The sequence below is a fragment of the Cupriavidus sp. PET2-C1 genome (genome assembly GCF_054515855.1).
The window spans coordinates 1,235,270-1,251,080 of sequence record NZ_CM137259.1 but is presented as its reverse complement, the minus strand read 5'-3'; the positions used below and the strand labels follow the sequence as shown (position 1 = coordinate 1,251,080).

Annotated in this window: 13 protein-coding genes and 1 pseudogene; 10 read left to right on the top strand and 4 right to left on the bottom strand. The window is 66.6% G+C overall.

Annotated features, from left to right (window positions below):
* The first annotated feature begins 150 nt into the window (after positions 1-150).
* The 5 genes from xdhC (at position 151) to ACX12D_RS05665 (ending at position 5,566) form a co-directional block, all read left to right on the top strand.
* The gene (gene xdhC / locus ACX12D_RS05685) at positions 151-1,185 is read left to right on the top strand and encodes a xanthine dehydrogenase accessory protein XdhC (RefSeq protein WP_459373242.1); all 1,035 of its coding nucleotides are present in this window, start codon (positions 151-153) and stop codon (positions 1,183-1,185) included.
* Positions 1,182-2,228: an adenosine deaminase gene (locus tag ACX12D_RS05680; RefSeq protein ID WP_459373241.1), complete on the top strand. Its 1,047-nt coding sequence runs from the start codon at positions 1,182-1,184 to the stop codon at positions 2,226-2,228. The genes xdhC and ACX12D_RS05680 overlap by 4 nt, the downstream gene beginning before the upstream one ends.
* A 63-nt stretch (positions 2,229-2,291) precedes the next feature.
* On the top strand, positions 2,292-3,623 hold the full coding sequence (gene guaD / locus ACX12D_RS05675) for a guanine deaminase (protein WP_459373240.1): 1,332 nt from the start codon (positions 2,292-2,294) through the stop codon (positions 3,621-3,623).
* Between the two features lie 182 nt (positions 3,624-3,805).
* Complete coding sequence (locus tag ACX12D_RS05670; RefSeq protein WP_459373239.1) at positions 3,806-4,906, top strand: fatty acid desaturase; 1,101 nt, start codon at positions 3,806-3,808, stop codon at positions 4,904-4,906.
* Positions 4,907-5,134: 228 nt separating this feature from the next.
* On the top strand, positions 5,135-5,566 hold the full coding sequence (locus ACX12D_RS05665) for a hypothetical protein (protein ID WP_441641403.1): 432 nt from the start codon (positions 5,135-5,137) through the stop codon (positions 5,564-5,566).
* A 35-nt stretch (positions 5,567-5,601) separates the two neighbouring features.
* On the opposite strand, the gene ACX12D_RS05660 is transcribed toward ACX12D_RS05665, so the two are convergent.
* Positions 5,602-6,354 (bottom strand): SDR family NAD(P)-dependent oxidoreductase, encoded by a 753-nt coding sequence (locus ACX12D_RS05660; protein ID WP_459373238.1) that lies wholly within the window; start codon positions 6,352-6,354, stop codon positions 5,602-5,604.
* A gap of 169 nt (positions 6,355-6,523) precedes the next feature.
* Between ACX12D_RS05660 and ACX12D_RS05655 the strand changes: the two genes are divergently transcribed.
* Positions 6,524-7,450: a LysR substrate-binding domain-containing protein gene (locus ACX12D_RS05655; protein WP_459373237.1), complete on the top strand. Its 927-nt coding sequence runs from the start codon at positions 6,524-6,526 to the stop codon at positions 7,448-7,450.
* Here ACX12D_RS05655 and ACX12D_RS05650 read toward each other — a convergent pair whose 3' ends face one another.
* Complete coding sequence (locus tag ACX12D_RS05650) at positions 7,451-8,242, bottom strand: NADPH-dependent F420 reductase (RefSeq protein ID WP_459373236.1); 792 nt, start codon at positions 8,240-8,242, stop codon at positions 7,451-7,453.
* A 238-nt stretch (positions 8,243-8,480) separates the two neighbouring features.
* Here ACX12D_RS05650 and ACX12D_RS05645 point away from each other — a divergent pair, with 238 nt between their 5' ends.
* Together ACX12D_RS05645 and ACX12D_RS05640 are read left to right on the top strand one after the other, a co-directional pair.
* Positions 8,481-10,853, top strand: a complete 2,373-nt coding sequence (locus ACX12D_RS05645) for a TonB-dependent receptor (protein ID WP_459373235.1) — start codon at positions 8,481-8,483, stop codon at positions 10,851-10,853.
* A 135-nt stretch (positions 10,854-10,988) separates the two neighbouring features.
* A complete protein-coding gene (locus ACX12D_RS05640) occupies positions 10,989-12,050 on the top strand; it encodes a beta-propeller fold lactonase family protein (protein WP_459373234.1) in 1,062 nt (353 codons plus the stop codon).
* A gap of 45 nt (positions 12,051-12,095) precedes the next feature.
* On the opposite strand, the pseudogene ACX12D_RS05635 reads toward ACX12D_RS05640, so the two are convergent.
* Positions 12,096-12,212: pseudogene (locus tag ACX12D_RS05635) on the bottom strand (acetoacetate decarboxylase family protein); the annotation flags it as partial.
* A 309-nt stretch (positions 12,213-12,521) separates the two neighbouring features.
* Between ACX12D_RS05635 and ACX12D_RS05630 the strand changes: the two are divergent.
* Together ACX12D_RS05630 and ACX12D_RS05625 are read left to right on the top strand one after the other, a co-directional pair.
* Positions 12,522-14,021 (top strand): two-component system sensor histidine kinase NtrB, encoded by a 1,500-nt coding sequence (locus ACX12D_RS05630; protein WP_459373233.1) that lies wholly within the window; start codon positions 12,522-12,524, stop codon positions 14,019-14,021.
* The gene (locus ACX12D_RS05625) at positions 14,018-14,692 is read left to right on the top strand and encodes a response regulator transcription factor (protein WP_459373232.1); all 675 of its coding nucleotides are present in this window, start codon (positions 14,018-14,020) and stop codon (positions 14,690-14,692) included. Before ACX12D_RS05630 ends, ACX12D_RS05625 begins: the two co-directional genes overlap by 4 nt.
* Positions 14,693-15,003: 311 nt before the next feature.
* Here ACX12D_RS05625 and ACX12D_RS05620 read toward each other — a convergent pair whose 3' ends face one another.
* Positions 15,004-15,765: a bestrophin-like domain gene (locus tag ACX12D_RS05620; RefSeq protein ID WP_459373231.1), complete on the bottom strand. Its 762-nt coding sequence runs from the start codon at positions 15,763-15,765 to the stop codon at positions 15,004-15,006.
* Positions 15,766-15,811: the final 46 nt, after the last annotated feature.

Sequence of the window (15,811 nt, the reverse complement as noted above, 5' to 3'; positions counted from 1 at the left end):
TCTCCCGCCCTGCGGGAGAGGGGTCGGGGGAGAGGGCGGGCGCTGGCAGAAACCGCCGGCTCCCACAGCCCATCCTCGCTGAAGGCCGCAACGAAGTATCGACAGAGATAACGCGCTTCACCCAAAGCATCAACCTAAAAAGGCATCACCATGCAGGACGCACCCCTCAAACCCTTCCGCTTCGCCGATGCCACCCGCTGGGTGCGCGCGGGCGTGCCGGTGGCGATGGTCACCATCGCCGAGGTGAAAGGCTCCGCCCCGCGCGAGGCGGGCGTGCGCATGCTGGTGACCGCCGACGAACTGGTTGGCACCATCGGCGGCGGCCATCTCGAATGGCGCGGCATGGAGATCGCGCGCACCATGCTGGCCGAGCGCGACGCGACGCGGCAGATCGTGCGCATCCCGCTGGGCCCGGCGCTGGGGCAATGCTGCGGCGGCGTGGTGCTGCTCGCCTTCGAGGTCTTGGGCGAAGCCGACCTGCCGTGGCTGGACGCGGTGCAGGCCGCGTTCGGCACCGGACGCGCGCTGATGCGCACGGTGCCGCGCACCGGCCCGGTGCAGCACGCCGCGGCGCCGGCGCTGCTGCCCTCGGTGGCCTTGCAGGCGGACGGCGGCTGGACCGACACCCTGGTGCCGGACGAGCTGCACGTGGTGCTGTTCGGCGCCGGTCACGTGGGCCATGCGCTGGTCAAGGTGCTGGCCAACCTGCCGTGCCAGGTGCACTGGGTGGATGAGCGCGATACCTTGTTCCCCGCCGGCCTGCCCGACAACGTCACCCCGGAAGCCACTGACATCCCCGAATCCGTGGTCGACCACGCGCCGGCCGGCAGCTACTTCCTGGTGATGACGCACAGCCACGCGCTGGACCAGAGGCTGTGCGAGCGCATCCTGCGGCGTGACGACTTCGCCTACTTCGGCCTGATCGGTTCCAAGACCAAGCGCGCGCGCTTCGAGCACCGCATGGCGGAGCACGGGATTGACCCTTCCCGCTTTGCGGAAATGACGTGCCCGATGGGCGTCTGCGGCATTACGGACAAGGCTCCAGCTATGATTGCGGTTGCCATCGTCGCCCAGTTGCTGCAGGTTCGCGACCAGCGCCTCGCCCATCTGGGCGCGCTGAGCGCCAGCCGCGGCGGCAAAGCGACGAGCTCGACGCAAACCAAGACCGCAAAAGGAACCCCATGACGCTCGATGCCGCGCTCGCAGACCGTATCCGCCAGACGCCCAAGGCGGAACTGCACGTCCACATTGAAGGCACGCTCGAGCCGGAGCTGATCTTCCGGCTGGCCCAGCACAACAAGGTCAAGCTGCCGTACGCCAGCGTGGAAGCCCTGCGCGAGGCCTACGCCTTCACCGACCTGCAATCCTTCCTCGATATCTATTACGCCGGTGCCAGCGTGCTGCTGACCGAGGACGATTTCTTCGACATGACGATGGCCTACGTGCAGCGCGCCGTCGCCGATAACGTGCGCCACGCCGAGATTTTCTTCGACCCGCAGACCCATACCGAGCGCGGCGTGCCGATCAATGTAGTGATCGACGGCATTTCCGACGCGCTCGCCCAGGCCCGCACGCAGTACGATTTTTCCAGCAGCCTGATCCTCTGCTTCCTGCGCCATCTCTCCGAGGAAGACGCCTTCGCCACACTGGAAGCCGCGCTGCCTTACCGCGACCGCTTCGTCGGCATCGGGCTGGATTCCTCCGAGCAGGGCAACCCGCCGGAGAAATTCGCCCGCGTGTTTGCCCGCGCCCGTGAGCTCGGCCTGCACCTGGTGGCGCATGCCGGCGAGGAAGGCCCGGCGCAGTACGTGACCGACGCGCTCGACATCCTCAAGGTGGAGCGCATCGACCACGGCGTGCGCGCCATCGACGACCCGGCGCTGGTCGAGCGGCTGGCCCGCGAGCGCGTGGCGCTCACGGTATGCCCGCTGTCCAACCAGAAGCTCAAGGTCTACCCGGACCTGCGCGACCACTCCCTGCACCGCCTGCTGGAAGCCGGCGTGCTGGTCACGCTGCACTCGGACGACCCCGCCTATTTCGGCGGCTATATGAACGCGAACTGGGAAGCCACTTTCGAAGCCATGCCGCTGACCGCGGCCGATGGCCACAAGCTGGCGCGCAACAGTTTCGAGGCATCGTTCCTGCCCGCCTCGCAAAAGACTGCCTTCCTCGCCGAAGTCGACCACTTCTGGCAATCCCCCCTGCCCGCCGCGGCCTCCACGGCCTGAAGCGCGGCTCACACCAAGATGCCGGCGCGCCATGCGCGCGCCGGCGCATGACGAGACATCGATATGACGACCACGCCCCCCACCCAATCCATCACCCGCGCCATCCGTGGCCGCGTGCTGCACTTCCTGCGCGACCCCCAGTTTCATGACGACGCGTATCAGTATTGGGAAGACGGGGTGCTGATCGTCACCGCCGGGCATGTCACCGCGGTTGGCAACCATGCCGACCTGGCCGACCAGATCCCGGCGGGCGCCGAAGTGATCGACCGCCGCGGCAAGCTGATCGTGCCGGGCTTTATCGACACCCACGTGCACTACCCGCAGACCGACATCATCGCCTCGCCCTCGCCCGGCCTGCTGCACTGGCTGGAGACCTATACCTTCCCCGAGGAGCGCCGCTTTGCCGAGCCGGAGTACGCGGCGGCCGTGGCCGGCTTCTTTGCCGACGAACTGCTGCGCAACGGCACCACCAGCGCCGTGGCCTGGAGCACCGTGCATGCGGCATCGGCCGATGCGCTGTTTGCCGAAGCCGACCGCCGCAACCTGCGCCTGGTCACCGGCAAGGTGATGATGGACCGCAACTGCCCCGAATTCCTGCGCGACACCGCCGAGTCCGGCGCGCGCGATTCGGCCGACCTGATCTCGCGCTGGCACGGCAAGAACCGCCTGTCGTACGCCATTACGCCGCGCTTCGCGCCCACCTCCAGCGAAGCACAGCTGCAAGCCTGCGGCGAACTGGCCAAGGCCTACCCGGACGCGTTCATTCAGACCCACGTGGCGGAGAACCGCGACGAAGTGAAATGGGTGGCCGAGCTGTTCCCGCAAGCCCGCAGCTATCTGGACATCTACGATCACTACGGCCTGCTGCGCCCGGGCGCGCTGTACGGCCACGCCATCTACCTCGACCAGGACGACCGCAAGCGCCTGGCCGACAGCGGCGCGGCGGTGGCGCACTGCCCCACCTCCAACTTGTTCCTGGGCAGCGGCTTCTATGACTTCCACCAGTCCGACGCGCACCGCCTCAACGTGACGCTTGCCACGGACGTGGGCGGAGGCACCTCGTTCTCGATGCTGCGCACCATGAACGCCGCCCACAAGGTGGCGCGCATGGGCGGCTACCACCTGAGCGCGCTGCGCATGTTCTACCTGGCCACCCGCGCCGCCGCCGATGCACTGGGCTGGAGCGAGCGCGTGGGCAGCTTCACACCCGGCTGCGAGGCCGACTTCATCGTGCTCGACCCGCAGGCCACGCCGCTGATCGCGCGCCGCAGCGAGCGCTCGGAAACGCTGGAAGAACAGTTGTTCGCCTTCGCCATGCTGGGTGACGACCGCGTCATTGGCGAGGTGTATGTGATGGGCGAACCGGCGAGCGCATCCGCCTCCGCCGCGCACTAATCGTCACTTCCCGCTGGGTGACACCGGGTCCGGCCCTGCTGGCTTGACCCGGTGCTTGACCCGGATCAACACCCCTGTCACGCAATCCTTCTAAGCTGTCACACCATCGGCCCGTCCTGTGGCCGCGCATCGCCAGTCTCGGGCCTAGCCCGACCCCGCGTTCGACAACTGAAGGTTTTTGCATGATTGCCACGCAGCAAGCTTCCTTTCCGGAGCCGATTTCCCCTGACGTCCCCCTGCCCTCGCGCAAGATCATCCGCGGCTGGCTGATCCCGCTTGGCGCGCGCAGCACGCCGCGCGCGCTGGCGCTGTTCGCGCTGGACACCGCGCTGTTCCTGGCCGCGCTGGCCGGGGTGGTGCTGTTCTCCCACTGGCTCGCCAAGCTGGCCGCCAGCGTGGCGACGGGGCTGATCATCGCCCGCCTGTTCATCATCGGCCACGATGCCTGCCACCAGAGCCTGACGCCCCGGCGCGGCCTGAACAAATGGCTGGGCCGGCTGACCTTCCTGCCATCGCTCACGCCTTACAGCCTGTGGGAAGTGGGCCATAACGTGGTCCACCACGGCTACTCCAACCTCAAGGGCTTCGACTTCGTCTGGCAGCCTTACTCGCTCGAGGAATTCCAGGCCCTGCCGCGCTGGCGCCGCGCGCTGGAGCGGGTCTACCGCACCGGCTTTGGCGCGGGCCTGTACTACCTGGTCGAGATCTGGTGGTTCAAGATGTTCTTCCCCAGCCGCCGCCAGATGCCCACGCGCCGCGCCGTCTTCATGTGGGACTGCACGCTGGTGGCCCTCTTCGGCGTGGCCTGGATCGGCGCGCTGGCGTGGCTGGCCATCGCCACCGGGCAGTCGGTGGCGATGCTGGTCGGGCTGGGCTTCGTGCTGCCGTTCCTGGTCTGGAATTTCACCGTGGGCTTCGTGCTCTACGTGCACCACACCCATACCAGCGTGGCCTGGTACGACACCAAGGCCATGTGGGCGCGCGCCCAGCCCTTCGTCTCCACCACCGTGCACCTGCGCTTTCGCTATGGCATCGGCGCGGCGCTGCACCACATCATGGAGCACACCGCGCACCACGTGGACATGAGCGTGCCGCTATACCGCCTCAAGCGCGCCCAGGCGCTGCTGGAGCATGCGCTGCCGGGCCGCATCATCATCCAGAACTTCACCTGGCGCTGGTATTTCCATACCGCGCGCCGCTGCAAGCTGTACGACTTCAAGGCGCTCTGCTGGACGGACTTCCGCGGCCGGCAGACCAGCGCCAACGCGCCTGTGCCGGCATAACCGGCCATCATCCACCATCACCCGCCACCTGCCGCAGCCACCCTGGCTGCGGTTTGTCTTTTGGGGCGCGTAATACTCAATTACAAAGTCTTTCCGCGCACTTGTCCCGCCGCGCGGCGCTTGCCTCGTTAAGCAAGGTATCGGTCCCAAGGTCATTGCGCATCCCGACCCGGGGCCGCCCCTTAGACGACGCCTGAGCGCAAACCAGCTCCAACAGGACAAAAAAAAATGGCAATCAGCAAACCCCATGCGCCCGCACGCCGCCGCCTGCTCCGCGCCGCCCTGCCGGCGCTCGCCTCGCTGGCGGTGCTCGGCAGCCTTGCCGGGTGCGTGACCGAGCGCGTGATAGTACGGCAGCCGCCGCCTGCGCCGCCCCACCAGATGGTCCGCAACATGCCGCCGCCGGTGCATGAAGACCGCGGCCCCGCGCCTGCCTATGGCTGGAACTGGGTGCCAGGCCACTGGAAGTGGGAGGGCAACGACTGGTTCTGGGTGCACGGCCGCTGGGTCCAGCAGCCGGTGCCGGCGATGCCGCCCGTGATCGTGGAACAGATCACGATTGCGCCCCCCGCGCCGCACGCCTACTGGGTGCCCGGACACTGGGTCTGGCGCTTCGAGGGCGGTGGCTGGGTCTGGATGAAGGGCGCCTGGCGCGGCTAAGCCCGCACGGGAGCGCCGCCGCATGGCGGCGTGGCTCAGACCTGAGCCATGCCGCCATCCACGAACAGTTCCACCCCATTGATGAAGCTCGCATCGCCCGAGGCCAGGAACAGCGCCGCCTTGCCGATTTCCGCCGGCTCGCCCACGCGGCCCAGCGGCACCTGGCTGGCCAGGTAGGCCAGCAGACCCTCCTGCTCCTCCTTGGTAGCGGCGAGGCCCACCAGGCCAGGCGTGCGCACCGGGCCGGGGCTGACCACGTTGACGCGGATGCCACGCGGCTTGAGGTCCAGCAGCCAGCTGCGCGCGAAGTTGCGCACCGCGGCCTTGGACGCGCTGTACACGCTGAAGGCAGGCGTGCCCATGCTGCCGGTGGTGGAGCCGGCCAGGATGATCGATGCGCCATCGACCAGCAACGGCAGCGCCTTCTGCACGGTAAATAGCACCCCCTTCACATTGCTGTCGAATATCTGCTGGTAATGCTCTTGCGTGATGGCGCCCAGCGGCAGCATGCCGCCGCCGCCCGCGTTGGCGAACAGCACATCGAGCCGCCCCGACTGCCGCTGGATCTGCGCGTACAGGCGGTCCAGATCGTCCAGGCTAGCGGTGTCTCCACGCACGCCCACCGCGCCCCTGCCGATCTGCGCCACGGCCGCATCCAGCTCGGCCTGCCGGCGTCCGGTGATGAATACCTTGGCGCCGGCCTCGGCAAATGCCTGCGCGGATGCCAGCCCAATACCGCTGGTGCCGCCGGTGACGAGTGCGATCTTGCCTTCGAGGGTCTTGCTCATTTTCGTTCTCCAGATATTCAGGGATTCAGGGATTCAAGTGATTCCGGGCCGCTTGCATCCGGTGGGGATGCTGTGTGCGTGAGAGAACGATAGAAGGAATCGAATCGCTAATAAATATGCTATTTTCCATTTTATAATTTCTGTATGTAAATAATCCGGAGGCACGCCAATGGACCAACTCCTCGCCATGCGCGTGTTCGTACGGATTGCCGAAGCGGGCACGTTCGCCAAGGCGGCCGACTCACTGGACCTGCCCAAGCCGACCGTGACTAAGCTGGTGCAGAGTCTGGAAAGCCACCTGGGGATCAAGCTGCTACAGCGCACCACGCGCCGCGTCTCGGTGACGCCCGAGGGCGCGGCGTACTACGAACGCGCCACGCGCCTGATTGCCGAAGTCGAGGAAATGGACGCCGCTGCCGCGCAGGCACGCGCCAGGCCCGGGGGACGGCTGCGGGTGGACATTGGCTCGTCGCTGGCCAACCTCATCTTGATTCCCGCCTTGCCGGGGTTTCGGGTTCGCTATCCGGAGATCCAGCTGGAGCTGGGCGTGAGCGACCGGCCGGTGGACCTGATCGGGGAAGGCGTGGACTGCGTGGTGCGCGGCGGCGCGCTGCCGGACTCCACGCTCGTGGCACGGCGGATCGCGGAGCTGGACTACGTAACCTGCGCTACGCCAGGCTATCTGCAGGCCAACGGCACGCCACGGCATCCCGCCGAACTGGAAACCGCGCATCACCTCGTCGGCTATTTTTCCTCACTCACGGGGCGCGCCGCTCCCATGGTTTTTACGCGTGGCGACACGCACCTGGAGATCCTGGGCCGCACCGCGGTGGCGGTAAACGAGAGCACCGCCCACCTCACCAGCCTGCTGGCCGGCCTTGGCATCGGCCAGACCTTCTCGTTCATGGCACGGCCGCATATCGCCCGCGGCGCGCTGGTGCCGCTGCTGCGCGACTGGCCACGCGCCACGCATCCGTTGCACGTGGTCTATCCGCAGAACAGGCATCTCAATGCCCGGCTGCGGGTCTTTGTGGACTGGGCATCTGAAGTATTCGGCGCCGCCGTGGCCGGGGACGGCCCGGCGGCGCCGACCTGATTACTTAGGCGTCGCCACCGTCTTCCCGCTTTGTGCCGCCATGCGCGCGCGCATGGCGTCGGCCGAGCCGATCTGATGGAACAGCGGCCCGCCCGGGGCGAAGCTGTCGGCCGTGGCAAGCCGGCCGACCACCACCGGCTCGAACCCGGCATCGCGCACCAGTTGCTCGCCGATGCGCAGGGCCTTTGGATCGTCGGCGGCGATCGGCACCGCGATCAGGCCCTCGGCCCGGTGATTCTCATTGGCGAAGTTGGTGGCGCCCATGAAATTGAAGGCGCGCACGATACGCGCGCCACGCAGGTACTTTGCGGTGGTGATGCCGATGCCCTTGCGCATCGCCTCTTCGGCGATGGCGCCATCGCGCGCGCGCACCGCGTTGGTCGCATCCACCACCACTTTGCCGGCAAAGGCCTTGCCATACTCCGCCGATATCTCGGGCAGCGCCTTGTAAGGGACGGCGAGAAAAATCACATCGGAAAACGCCAGCGCCTCGGCCACCGTGCCCGCACGGGCAAGCGGGCCAAGTTTTTCGACCAGCGGCTTGAGTGCATCCGGGTGGCGCGAGGAGAACAGGACGGGATGGCCTGCCTTCACCCACAGGCCGCCCACCGTGCCGCCGATGCGGCCCGAGCCGATCACGCCGATGGGCACGGGGGTGCCTTCCCGGCTGGTCTGCGCGCGCAAGCGCGAAGGCGAGATCCCCAGCCACATCGCCAGCAAGGCTAGGCTCACGCTGCCGGTCAGCAGGCGGCGGTGCCGGTCGATGGTTTCGATGCGCTCTGGAAACGGCATGGCGGACTCCTCGATCCGATGAACATCAGATTTCATGGTGCGGCAACACGGCAAGCGGGTGCGGTGCACTTGGCATGCCTTCAAACTTCAAACTCTAGGCGAAAAATGCAGCGCGCGCCGCCGCCTCCCTGCCGCCGCGTGATCGATTTGGCGCTTGCCACCCTGTGCACTACAGTAAGTAGCACTTGCATCACCCGCGATCCTCCGCCCTTGCGTCCTTGTCCCCACGGAGACGGTAATGGCCCCCGCCCTCCCCTGTCCGCGCCGCTCAAGGCTCGCGCCCGCCGAGCAGCGCAGGGCAGCCGCATGCGCACAGGTGGCGCGGGCGGCGCGGGTGGCCCTGGCGGTGCTGGCCGCGGGCGCACCGGCGGGCGTGGCCGCCCAGGCGCCGCAGGCCGCGCCTGGCGACGAGGTCCACAACCTGCGCGAGGTCACCGTGGTCGCGCCCGCGCCGCTGCCGTCGTTCTCCATCCCGCGCGAGGCGTTTCCCGGCAATGTGCAAACCGCGACGGACGCCGACATGGAGCGCGCCAAGTCCGGCAACCTGTCCTCGTTCCTCGGCGAGACCATGGACAGCGTGGTGATCAACGACGTGCAGGGCAACCCGTTCCAGAAGGACATTCTCTATCGCGGCTACCGCCTGTCCTCCACCCTGGGCGCGGCGCAGGGCATCGCGCTCTACCTGGACGGCGTACGCCAAAATGGCGCGCTGGGCGATGTGGTCGACTGGACGACGATTCCCGAGGCTGCCATCAGCACCATCACGCTGGTGCCCGGCAGCAATCCGCTCTATGGCCTCAACGCGCTTGGCGGCGCGCTGGCGCTGGCCACCAAGTCCGGCGAGACGCATCCCGGCGTGGAGGCCGACCTGAGCCTCGGCAGCCACGGCCGCGCGCGGCTCGACGTGAGCGCGGGAAAGAGGCTTGGCGATGGCTGGCACGCCTTCGTGGCGGGTACGGGCTTTCGCGAGGACGGCTGGCGCCAGCTGTCCGGCAACAGCCTGGGCAACCTCTTCGCCAAGGTCGGCCGCTCGACCACCGATACGCAATGGAGCGTGAGCGTGCTGGGCAGCAGCAGCAGCCTGTCCGGCAATGGCCTGCTGCCCGACAGCATCTATGGCGGCCAGCGCAATGCCATCTACACCGCGCCCGACCTCACCCGCACGCGCTCGCTGCAGGTCACGCTCAACGGCACGCACCAGCTCAACGCCGAGGACCAGGTCGCGCTGACGGCTTATGCTCGCCTGGGGCACGCCAAGGCCAGCACCGGCGATGTCAGCGACGATTACCTAGAGACCTTGCTTGGCTGCCAGCGCATTGCCGGCAATGCCGGCAATGCGGGTTGCGAGCCGGGCGCCGCGCCGGCCAGCGCGGTGCGCAATACCTCGACCATCAACACGCATGACTACGGGCTGTCGGGGCAGTGGTCCCATACGGGCGACGTCCACAACGCGGTACTGGGCGCCGCCTTTGCGCTGAGCCGCGCGTCGTATCGCCAGGACACGCAGCCCGCCAGCTTCAGCGATGATCGCGTGGCAATAGCGGCCCCCGGCGCCACGCCCAGCACCAACGCCTCGCTCGACGGACGCACCAGCACGGTCAGCCTGTATGCCTCCGATACCGTCAAGCTGCTGCCGCACAGCTACCTCACCGCGAGCGCGCGCTGGAACACCGCGAGCACGCACACGGTGCTGACCTTGCCGAACGCGTCCGACGAACGCTTCACGTTCTCGAAGCTCAATCCTTCGCTTGGGCTCTCGCACCAGTTGCGCAGCGGCCTCACGGTCTTTGCCTCAGCCTCGCAAGGCACGCGCATGCCGACCGCCATCGAGCTGGGTTGCGCGGATCCGGCCAACGCCTGCCAGCTGCCCACCGGGCTGCAGGCGGATCCGTACCTGCGCCAGGTGGTATCGCGCACGGTGGAGTTCGGCGGGCGCTGGAAGGCTGGGGACGCCACTGACCTCACGCTCGCGCTGTACCGCAGCGACAACCGCGATGACATCCTGTTCCAGCGCTCGCCGGTCAGCCCGCTCGGCTACTTCACCAACTTCCCCAAGACCCGCAGCCAGGGGCTGGAGCTAGGGCTGCGCCAGCGGCTGGGCCCGCTGATGCTGCGCGCCAGCTACAGTTACCTGCAATCCACCTACCAGGCGGACGGCCAGATCCAGACGCCGTTCGCGGCGCCCGTCAACGTGCGCCCCGGCACGCGCATGGCCGGCGTGCCGCTGCATAGCTTCAAGCTCAGCGGTGACTGGCGCGCAACCGAGTCGGTCACGCTCGGCGGCGCCATGGTCGTATCATCGTCGCGCCCGGTGGCCGGCAATGAAGACGGCGCGCTGAGCGCGCAGGATCCGCGCCTGGCGCGCACCGCCGGCTTCGTGCTGTTCAACCTGCGGGCAAGCTGGCAGGTCGATGCGCGCTGGCAGCTCTACGCGCGCGTCGACAATGTGTTCGACCGCCGTTATGAAACCTATGGGCAGGCGGGCCTCAACGTGTTTCCCGGCGGCACGCTGCTGCAGCCCGGCGCGGCGGTGCCGATCGAGCGCTTCGCCGCACCGGGCGCGCCGCGGCTCTTCCTGGTGGGCGTGCGCTATGAATGGAGCGGGCGCTAGTGGCGGCGGGCGCGCAGGAAACCCTTGGCAGTTGCCGCGCCGTCACCAAGAATGAAAGGCAGCCGGATCGAATCGCGCCGGGAACAACCACAAGCAACCACGAGCAACCACAAGCAACGCAAGCGGGAGGCGTGCATGGCGACAAGACACGGAGGTGGCCAGCCAGGCCAGCCAGGCCGGACCATGCTGGCGCTGTGCGCCGCGCTGGCCTGCGCCGCTTGCGCGCCAGGCTCGGCGCCGCGAGGCGCTCAGGCCGCCGTGGCCTATGTGTCGAGCGAGCGTGGCGGCATTGCGGTGATCGACCTCGACCGCCTCGAAATCACTAGCACCCTCGACACCGGCGGCAAGGGCCCGCGCGGCATCGCCATCAGTGCCGATGGACGATACCTGCTGGCCGCCAACAAGGGAACCGGCGACCTCACCGTCATCGGCACACGCGATGGCCAACTGGTCAAGCGCATCCCGATCGGCAAGAACCCGGAATTCGTGCGCGTATCCGGCGGGCAGGCTTTCGTCACCTATGAGCCCAGCGAGCCGGGCAAGGCTGGCGACGACGCACCGGTCCCGGCGCAGATCGCCGTGATCGACCTCAAGGACTGGCGCGTCACGCGCGCAATCCCCAGCGGCCTGGAGACCGAAGGCATCGAATTCTCGCCGGACGCGCGCCTGCTGCTGGTCACCAACGAGGGCGACGATACGGTCTCGGTCTACGAGCGCGCCAGCGGCCACCGCCTCAACCTGATCAAGACGCCTCCCGGATCGCGGCCGCGCGGCATCAAGGTGAGCCCCGACGGACAGCGCTATATCGTCACGCTGGAGTCGGCCAACGCGTTCCTGGTGCTCGATGCGGCCGACTACCACGTCCTGCGCACGGTGCCGACGCGCAGCGGGCCCTACGGGGCCGCCTTCGACCGCGCTGGCAAACGCCTGTTCGTGGCCGCGTCGCGGGCGGACACCATCCAGGTCTTCGATGCCGACAGCGATGAGAACATCGCCAACATCGCCACGGGCAAACGCTGCTGGCACTTCAGCTTCACCCCTGACGACACGCGGCTGCTGATCGCCTGCGGCCGCTCGAACGCCGTCTACGTGGTGGATGCGCGGACCTATCAGCCGCTGCGCGAAGTGGCCGGCGTGGCGCTGAGCTGGGGTGTAGTCACCTACCCGAAAAGCCCGGGGACGCTCGATGCGCCCTGAATGGTTGCCTCGCCCAGCATGTCGATGAAGGTCCCCACGCACACTTCATTCGGCGAGATAGTCGTGAACGACCGTCCCCAAGCCCAGCGTCAGGTCGGTCAGGATGTGCACGCCCGAGATCACCTCGAGCACCGGCAGCGACGCGACCGGCGCGAGCGCGTGGCGCGACTTATGCCTTTTACAAAAGGGACGCCAGCGCCTACACTTTTTTTGCCTATATGCCACTTGACCGTAGCGTCGCCTGCCCTGCCAGTGACGCTTCACCCACCCAGGCGCCGGACCGCAAGGAAGCATGTAAGAGGGGTTCGCCGATTAGCCTAGGGCGGATATGCGGTGGCGTGCACCTCGTACCAATGGCGCATCCGCCTCACGCAACCGCATACACGCTGAATTGCTCATTTGCTCGCCGGCTTGCCGACGGCGCCGGGTTCGCGTGACTCCGCGCGAACCACTGACTGGGAGCACGGCGCCATGACCATCATTCGCACGGCAGCCCTTCTCGAGGCAGCACTCATCGCATTGCTGTTGCTGTTGCTGCTGCTGCAACTCCGGCGCACGCGCGCCAACGGGGCGTCAGCAACCAGTGCAGGGGCGACGCACCCGGCGCGCAGGCGTTTTGAATTCCTGCATGCCCGCACCGCCGATGCAACGTGGGACTACCAGGCGGAAGACTCGCCGGCGGGACAGCCTCAACCTGGCAAGGGACCGAGGTTTCGCCAGTCCTGGCGTCAGGGCTGGCGCCCCATACGCGCACGCCTGGCAATGCTCTCCCCTGGCCGCGTCCAGCGCAGCGCCGTCTGCCGCGAGCCACGGGAAGGGCCGCAGGGGGCTCGCGGCGATGCACTGCAAGGATCCCGCCACGCCACGCGAGAATCGCGGCACGATGAAAGCGTGCGCCACATGCTGGCATCGTTGCCGTTTGCCATTCTGATGACAGATCCGCGTGGCCGGATCCTGTTGGCCAATGCTGGCGCGGAAAAGCTCTTCGGCTACTGCCGGGATGAACTGATCGGCGCGTGCGCCGACGCGCTCGTTCCAGGATTGCAGGGGGACACCGGGGCCGTGCGGTTTTCCCGGCAGGCAGGCGGCACGCATGACCAGTTCGCGCGCCGCAAGGATGGCACCGAGTTCCCGGTGGAAATCACGGTCAATGACGCCTCGTTCGACGAGGAGCCGCTCATGTTGGCCGTTGTCATCGACCGGACCGAGCGATACGAATTGCAGCGCAACCGGCAGGAGCTTGCCCATCTGACGCGTGTCTCCACGCTGGGGGAACTGGCGAGCTCGCTCGCGCACGAGCTGAATCAGCCGCTAACGGCCATCTTGAGCAACGTGCAGGCGGCGCAGCGCTTCATGTCCACCCAGCCGATCAACCTTGCCGAAGTGCGCGAGATCTTGCAGGACCTCGTCGAAGACAACCACCGCGCGAGCGAAGTGATCCGCAGGATCAGGACACTGGTCAAGAAAGGTGAACTCGAAGCCGCGCCCCTCAGTCTCGATCGCGTCCTCGGCGACGTAGCGCTGCTGGTGCACAGCGATGCGATCGCGCGCGGAATCCGCGTGGTCCTGAACACCGAGCCCAGGCTGCCGTCCGTTCTAGGCGATAGCGTGCAGGTGCAGCAGGTTGTACTGAATCTGTTGCTGAACGCGTTCCATGCAACCGAATCCTGCCCGGCGCGAGATCGCGTGGTCGTGGTTGACGCCACCCGCGAAGGCGCCGACATGGTTCGCGTGGCGGTGCGGGACCGCGGACCCGGCGTGAGTGCGGACAAGCTCGAGCAGATCTTCAAGCCATTCTTCACCTCAAAGCGCGAAGGGCTGGGCCTCGGCCTCTCGATCAGCCGCTCCATTGTTGAAATGCACGGCGGACGCATCTGGGCGCGGAATAATAGCGACCAAGGTGCCACCTTCTGTTTCACGTTGCCGGCCGCAGCGAAAACGGAACCCGCTCATACGGGGGAATCCCCATGAACAACAACAACACACCAACCGTCTTCGTGGTGGATGACGACGACGCGGTACGCCGGGCGCTAATCCGCCTGCTGCGCTGCGCAGGCTATCGTGCCGAGGGATTCGGCACTGCACGCGAGTTCCTCGACCACGACCACGACGCGGCCAACGACTGCAACGCCTGCCTGGTGCTCGACGTGCAACTCCCCGACCTGAACGGACTAGAGTTGCAGCGGGAGCTGAATGGAACAGGCAGGCCGCTGTCGATCGTCTTTCTCACCGGACACGGCGATATTCCGACTAGCGTGCGCGCGATGAAAGCCGGCGCGACGGACTTCCTGGTCAAGCCGGTCAGCGACAGCGATCTGCTAAGCGCGATCGAAGCCGCGTTGGGGCGCGCCTCGCAAGCACGCGCGAGCCGCCTCGAGATCGAAGCCATCTACAGTCGCATCGACCGCCTCACACCACGCGAGCGGGAAGTGCTCACGCTGGTCGTCGAAGGCCGACTGAACAAGCAGATGGCTTGTGAGCTGGGTACGGCGGAAAAGACCATCAAAGTCCACCGCGCCCGCGTGATGAAAAAGATGGAGGCGCACTCGCTGGCCGAACTGGTGCGTATCAGCGATAAGGCCGGCATTCCACATCCGCTCCTTCACCCGCCGCCGAGCGCCGCCACAGCCACGGCAACATGACGACATGGCCTGGCAAGCCTCGCGCCAACCTCCGATCGTCAATTGCATCCCTGATGGCAAGCTGTCTTGACACAGGTCTTTCCGCCCGGGCTTGCATAGACCCCCTTGCCATTCTTGGTCTTCGCCTCCCCGCCCTTGCTCGTCTGCGTCGTTGTCACGCCGTTCTGATTCTTCTGGGACGTAAAGCTGTTACCCGTGTTCCGGTTATACCCGGCAGCCGACTCTGCGTTGTTGCACACGACAGCCCCGCGTGCCAGCGCGTCCTCCTTAAAGAGTAGGTCAGCATCGCGCCGTCCGGGACGCCTCCTGCGCTACCAACCAAGATGGGAAAACGCGTCGTGCATGGGCGCAAGCGACACACTGACCATTCCATAGAGCGGCGTGCTCATCTCTTCGATCAGGAAGATGGCCCCGGATGTCGATAATGCGCACATCATCAAAGCAGCAACGATGGTCCCGTTGTGGTCGGCGAACAGCCCGAACGTGCCGAACACAATGGAGAGCCACAGCACCAGAACGACCAGCAGGGATATAGGGATCGCAGCCTTGGTCTGAAGCAACACGAGCCACCGCGCCGCGAACACGCTATCGACAATCTGAAGGGCCTTCGCCTTCAGTTGAATGTGCTCGTCGTCGCGCGGCGCAAGTGACTCGACCTTTCGCTGAAAATCTTCCAGCTGGCTGACTGCCTCGGCGTTGCCGAGCTTTGCCAATTGCGCCGCGTCCCCGGAGTCGAGCACCTGAATCCTTTCGGCGTAGACACGCTTGAGCAAGACGCGAATATCCTGCGCGTCCGTCCCGTACTTGGCCAGCACGCGATCGAGTTGAATGACGCTGGCGGAATTCTGCACAAGCTCGCTGCTCACGGTGTCGAACGTGCCTTTCGCCGACGATACCAGCAACCCAAGCACCAACGCCGCCATCGTGGCAATCAGGCCGGTCGCCATCTTGACAACGCTGACGGACTGATCGCTAAGGTGGTGTTCGGGCAGCATGGTGCGCCCCCACATGCCCAGCAATGAACTGCCGAACACACAGGCAAACACGATCAAGGCGATGACGAGGTGGTTCATGTCCTCCTCTATACAGCGACGCGACGACGTCAGACCAAGCCCTAAA

Excerpts from the sequence above, each read along its gene's own strand:
- xdhC (WP_459373242.1), top strand. The coding sequence starts at position 151 with ATGCAGGACGCACCCCTCAAACCCTTCCGCTTCGCCGATGCCACCCGC.
- ACX12D_RS05680 (WP_459373241.1), top strand. The coding sequence starts at position 1,182 with ATGACGCTCGATGCCGCGCTCGCAGACCGTATCCGCCAGACGCCCAAG.
- guaD (WP_459373240.1), top strand. The coding sequence starts at position 2,292 with ATGACGACCACGCCCCCCACCCAATCCATCACCCGCGCCATCCGTGGC.
- ACX12D_RS05670 (WP_459373239.1), top strand. The coding sequence starts at position 3,806 with ATGATTGCCACGCAGCAAGCTTCCTTTCCGGAGCCGATTTCCCCTGAC.
- ACX12D_RS05665 (WP_441641403.1), top strand. The coding sequence starts at position 5,135 with ATGGCAATCAGCAAACCCCATGCGCCCGCACGCCGCCGCCTGCTCCGC.
- ACX12D_RS05660 (WP_459373238.1), bottom strand. The coding sequence starts at position 6,354 with ATGAGCAAGACCCTCGAAGGCAAGATCGCACTCGTCACCGGCGGCACC.
- ACX12D_RS05655 (WP_459373237.1), top strand. The coding sequence starts at position 6,524 with ATGGACCAACTCCTCGCCATGCGCGTGTTCGTACGGATTGCCGAAGCG.
- ACX12D_RS05650 (WP_459373236.1), bottom strand. The coding sequence starts at position 8,242 with ATGCCGTTTCCAGAGCGCATCGAAACCATCGACCGGCACCGCCGCCTG.
- ACX12D_RS05645 (WP_459373235.1), top strand. The coding sequence starts at position 8,481 with ATGGCCCCCGCCCTCCCCTGTCCGCGCCGCTCAAGGCTCGCGCCCGCC.
- ACX12D_RS05640 (WP_459373234.1), top strand. The coding sequence starts at position 10,989 with ATGGCGACAAGACACGGAGGTGGCCAGCCAGGCCAGCCAGGCCGGACC.
- ACX12D_RS05630 (WP_459373233.1), top strand. The coding sequence starts at position 12,522 with ATGACCATCATTCGCACGGCAGCCCTTCTCGAGGCAGCACTCATCGCA.
- ACX12D_RS05625 (WP_459373232.1), top strand. The coding sequence starts at position 14,018 with ATGAACAACAACAACACACCAACCGTCTTCGTGGTGGATGACGACGAC.
- ACX12D_RS05620 (WP_459373231.1), bottom strand. The coding sequence starts at position 15,765 with ATGAACCACCTCGTCATCGCCTTGATCGTGTTTGCCTGTGTGTTCGGC.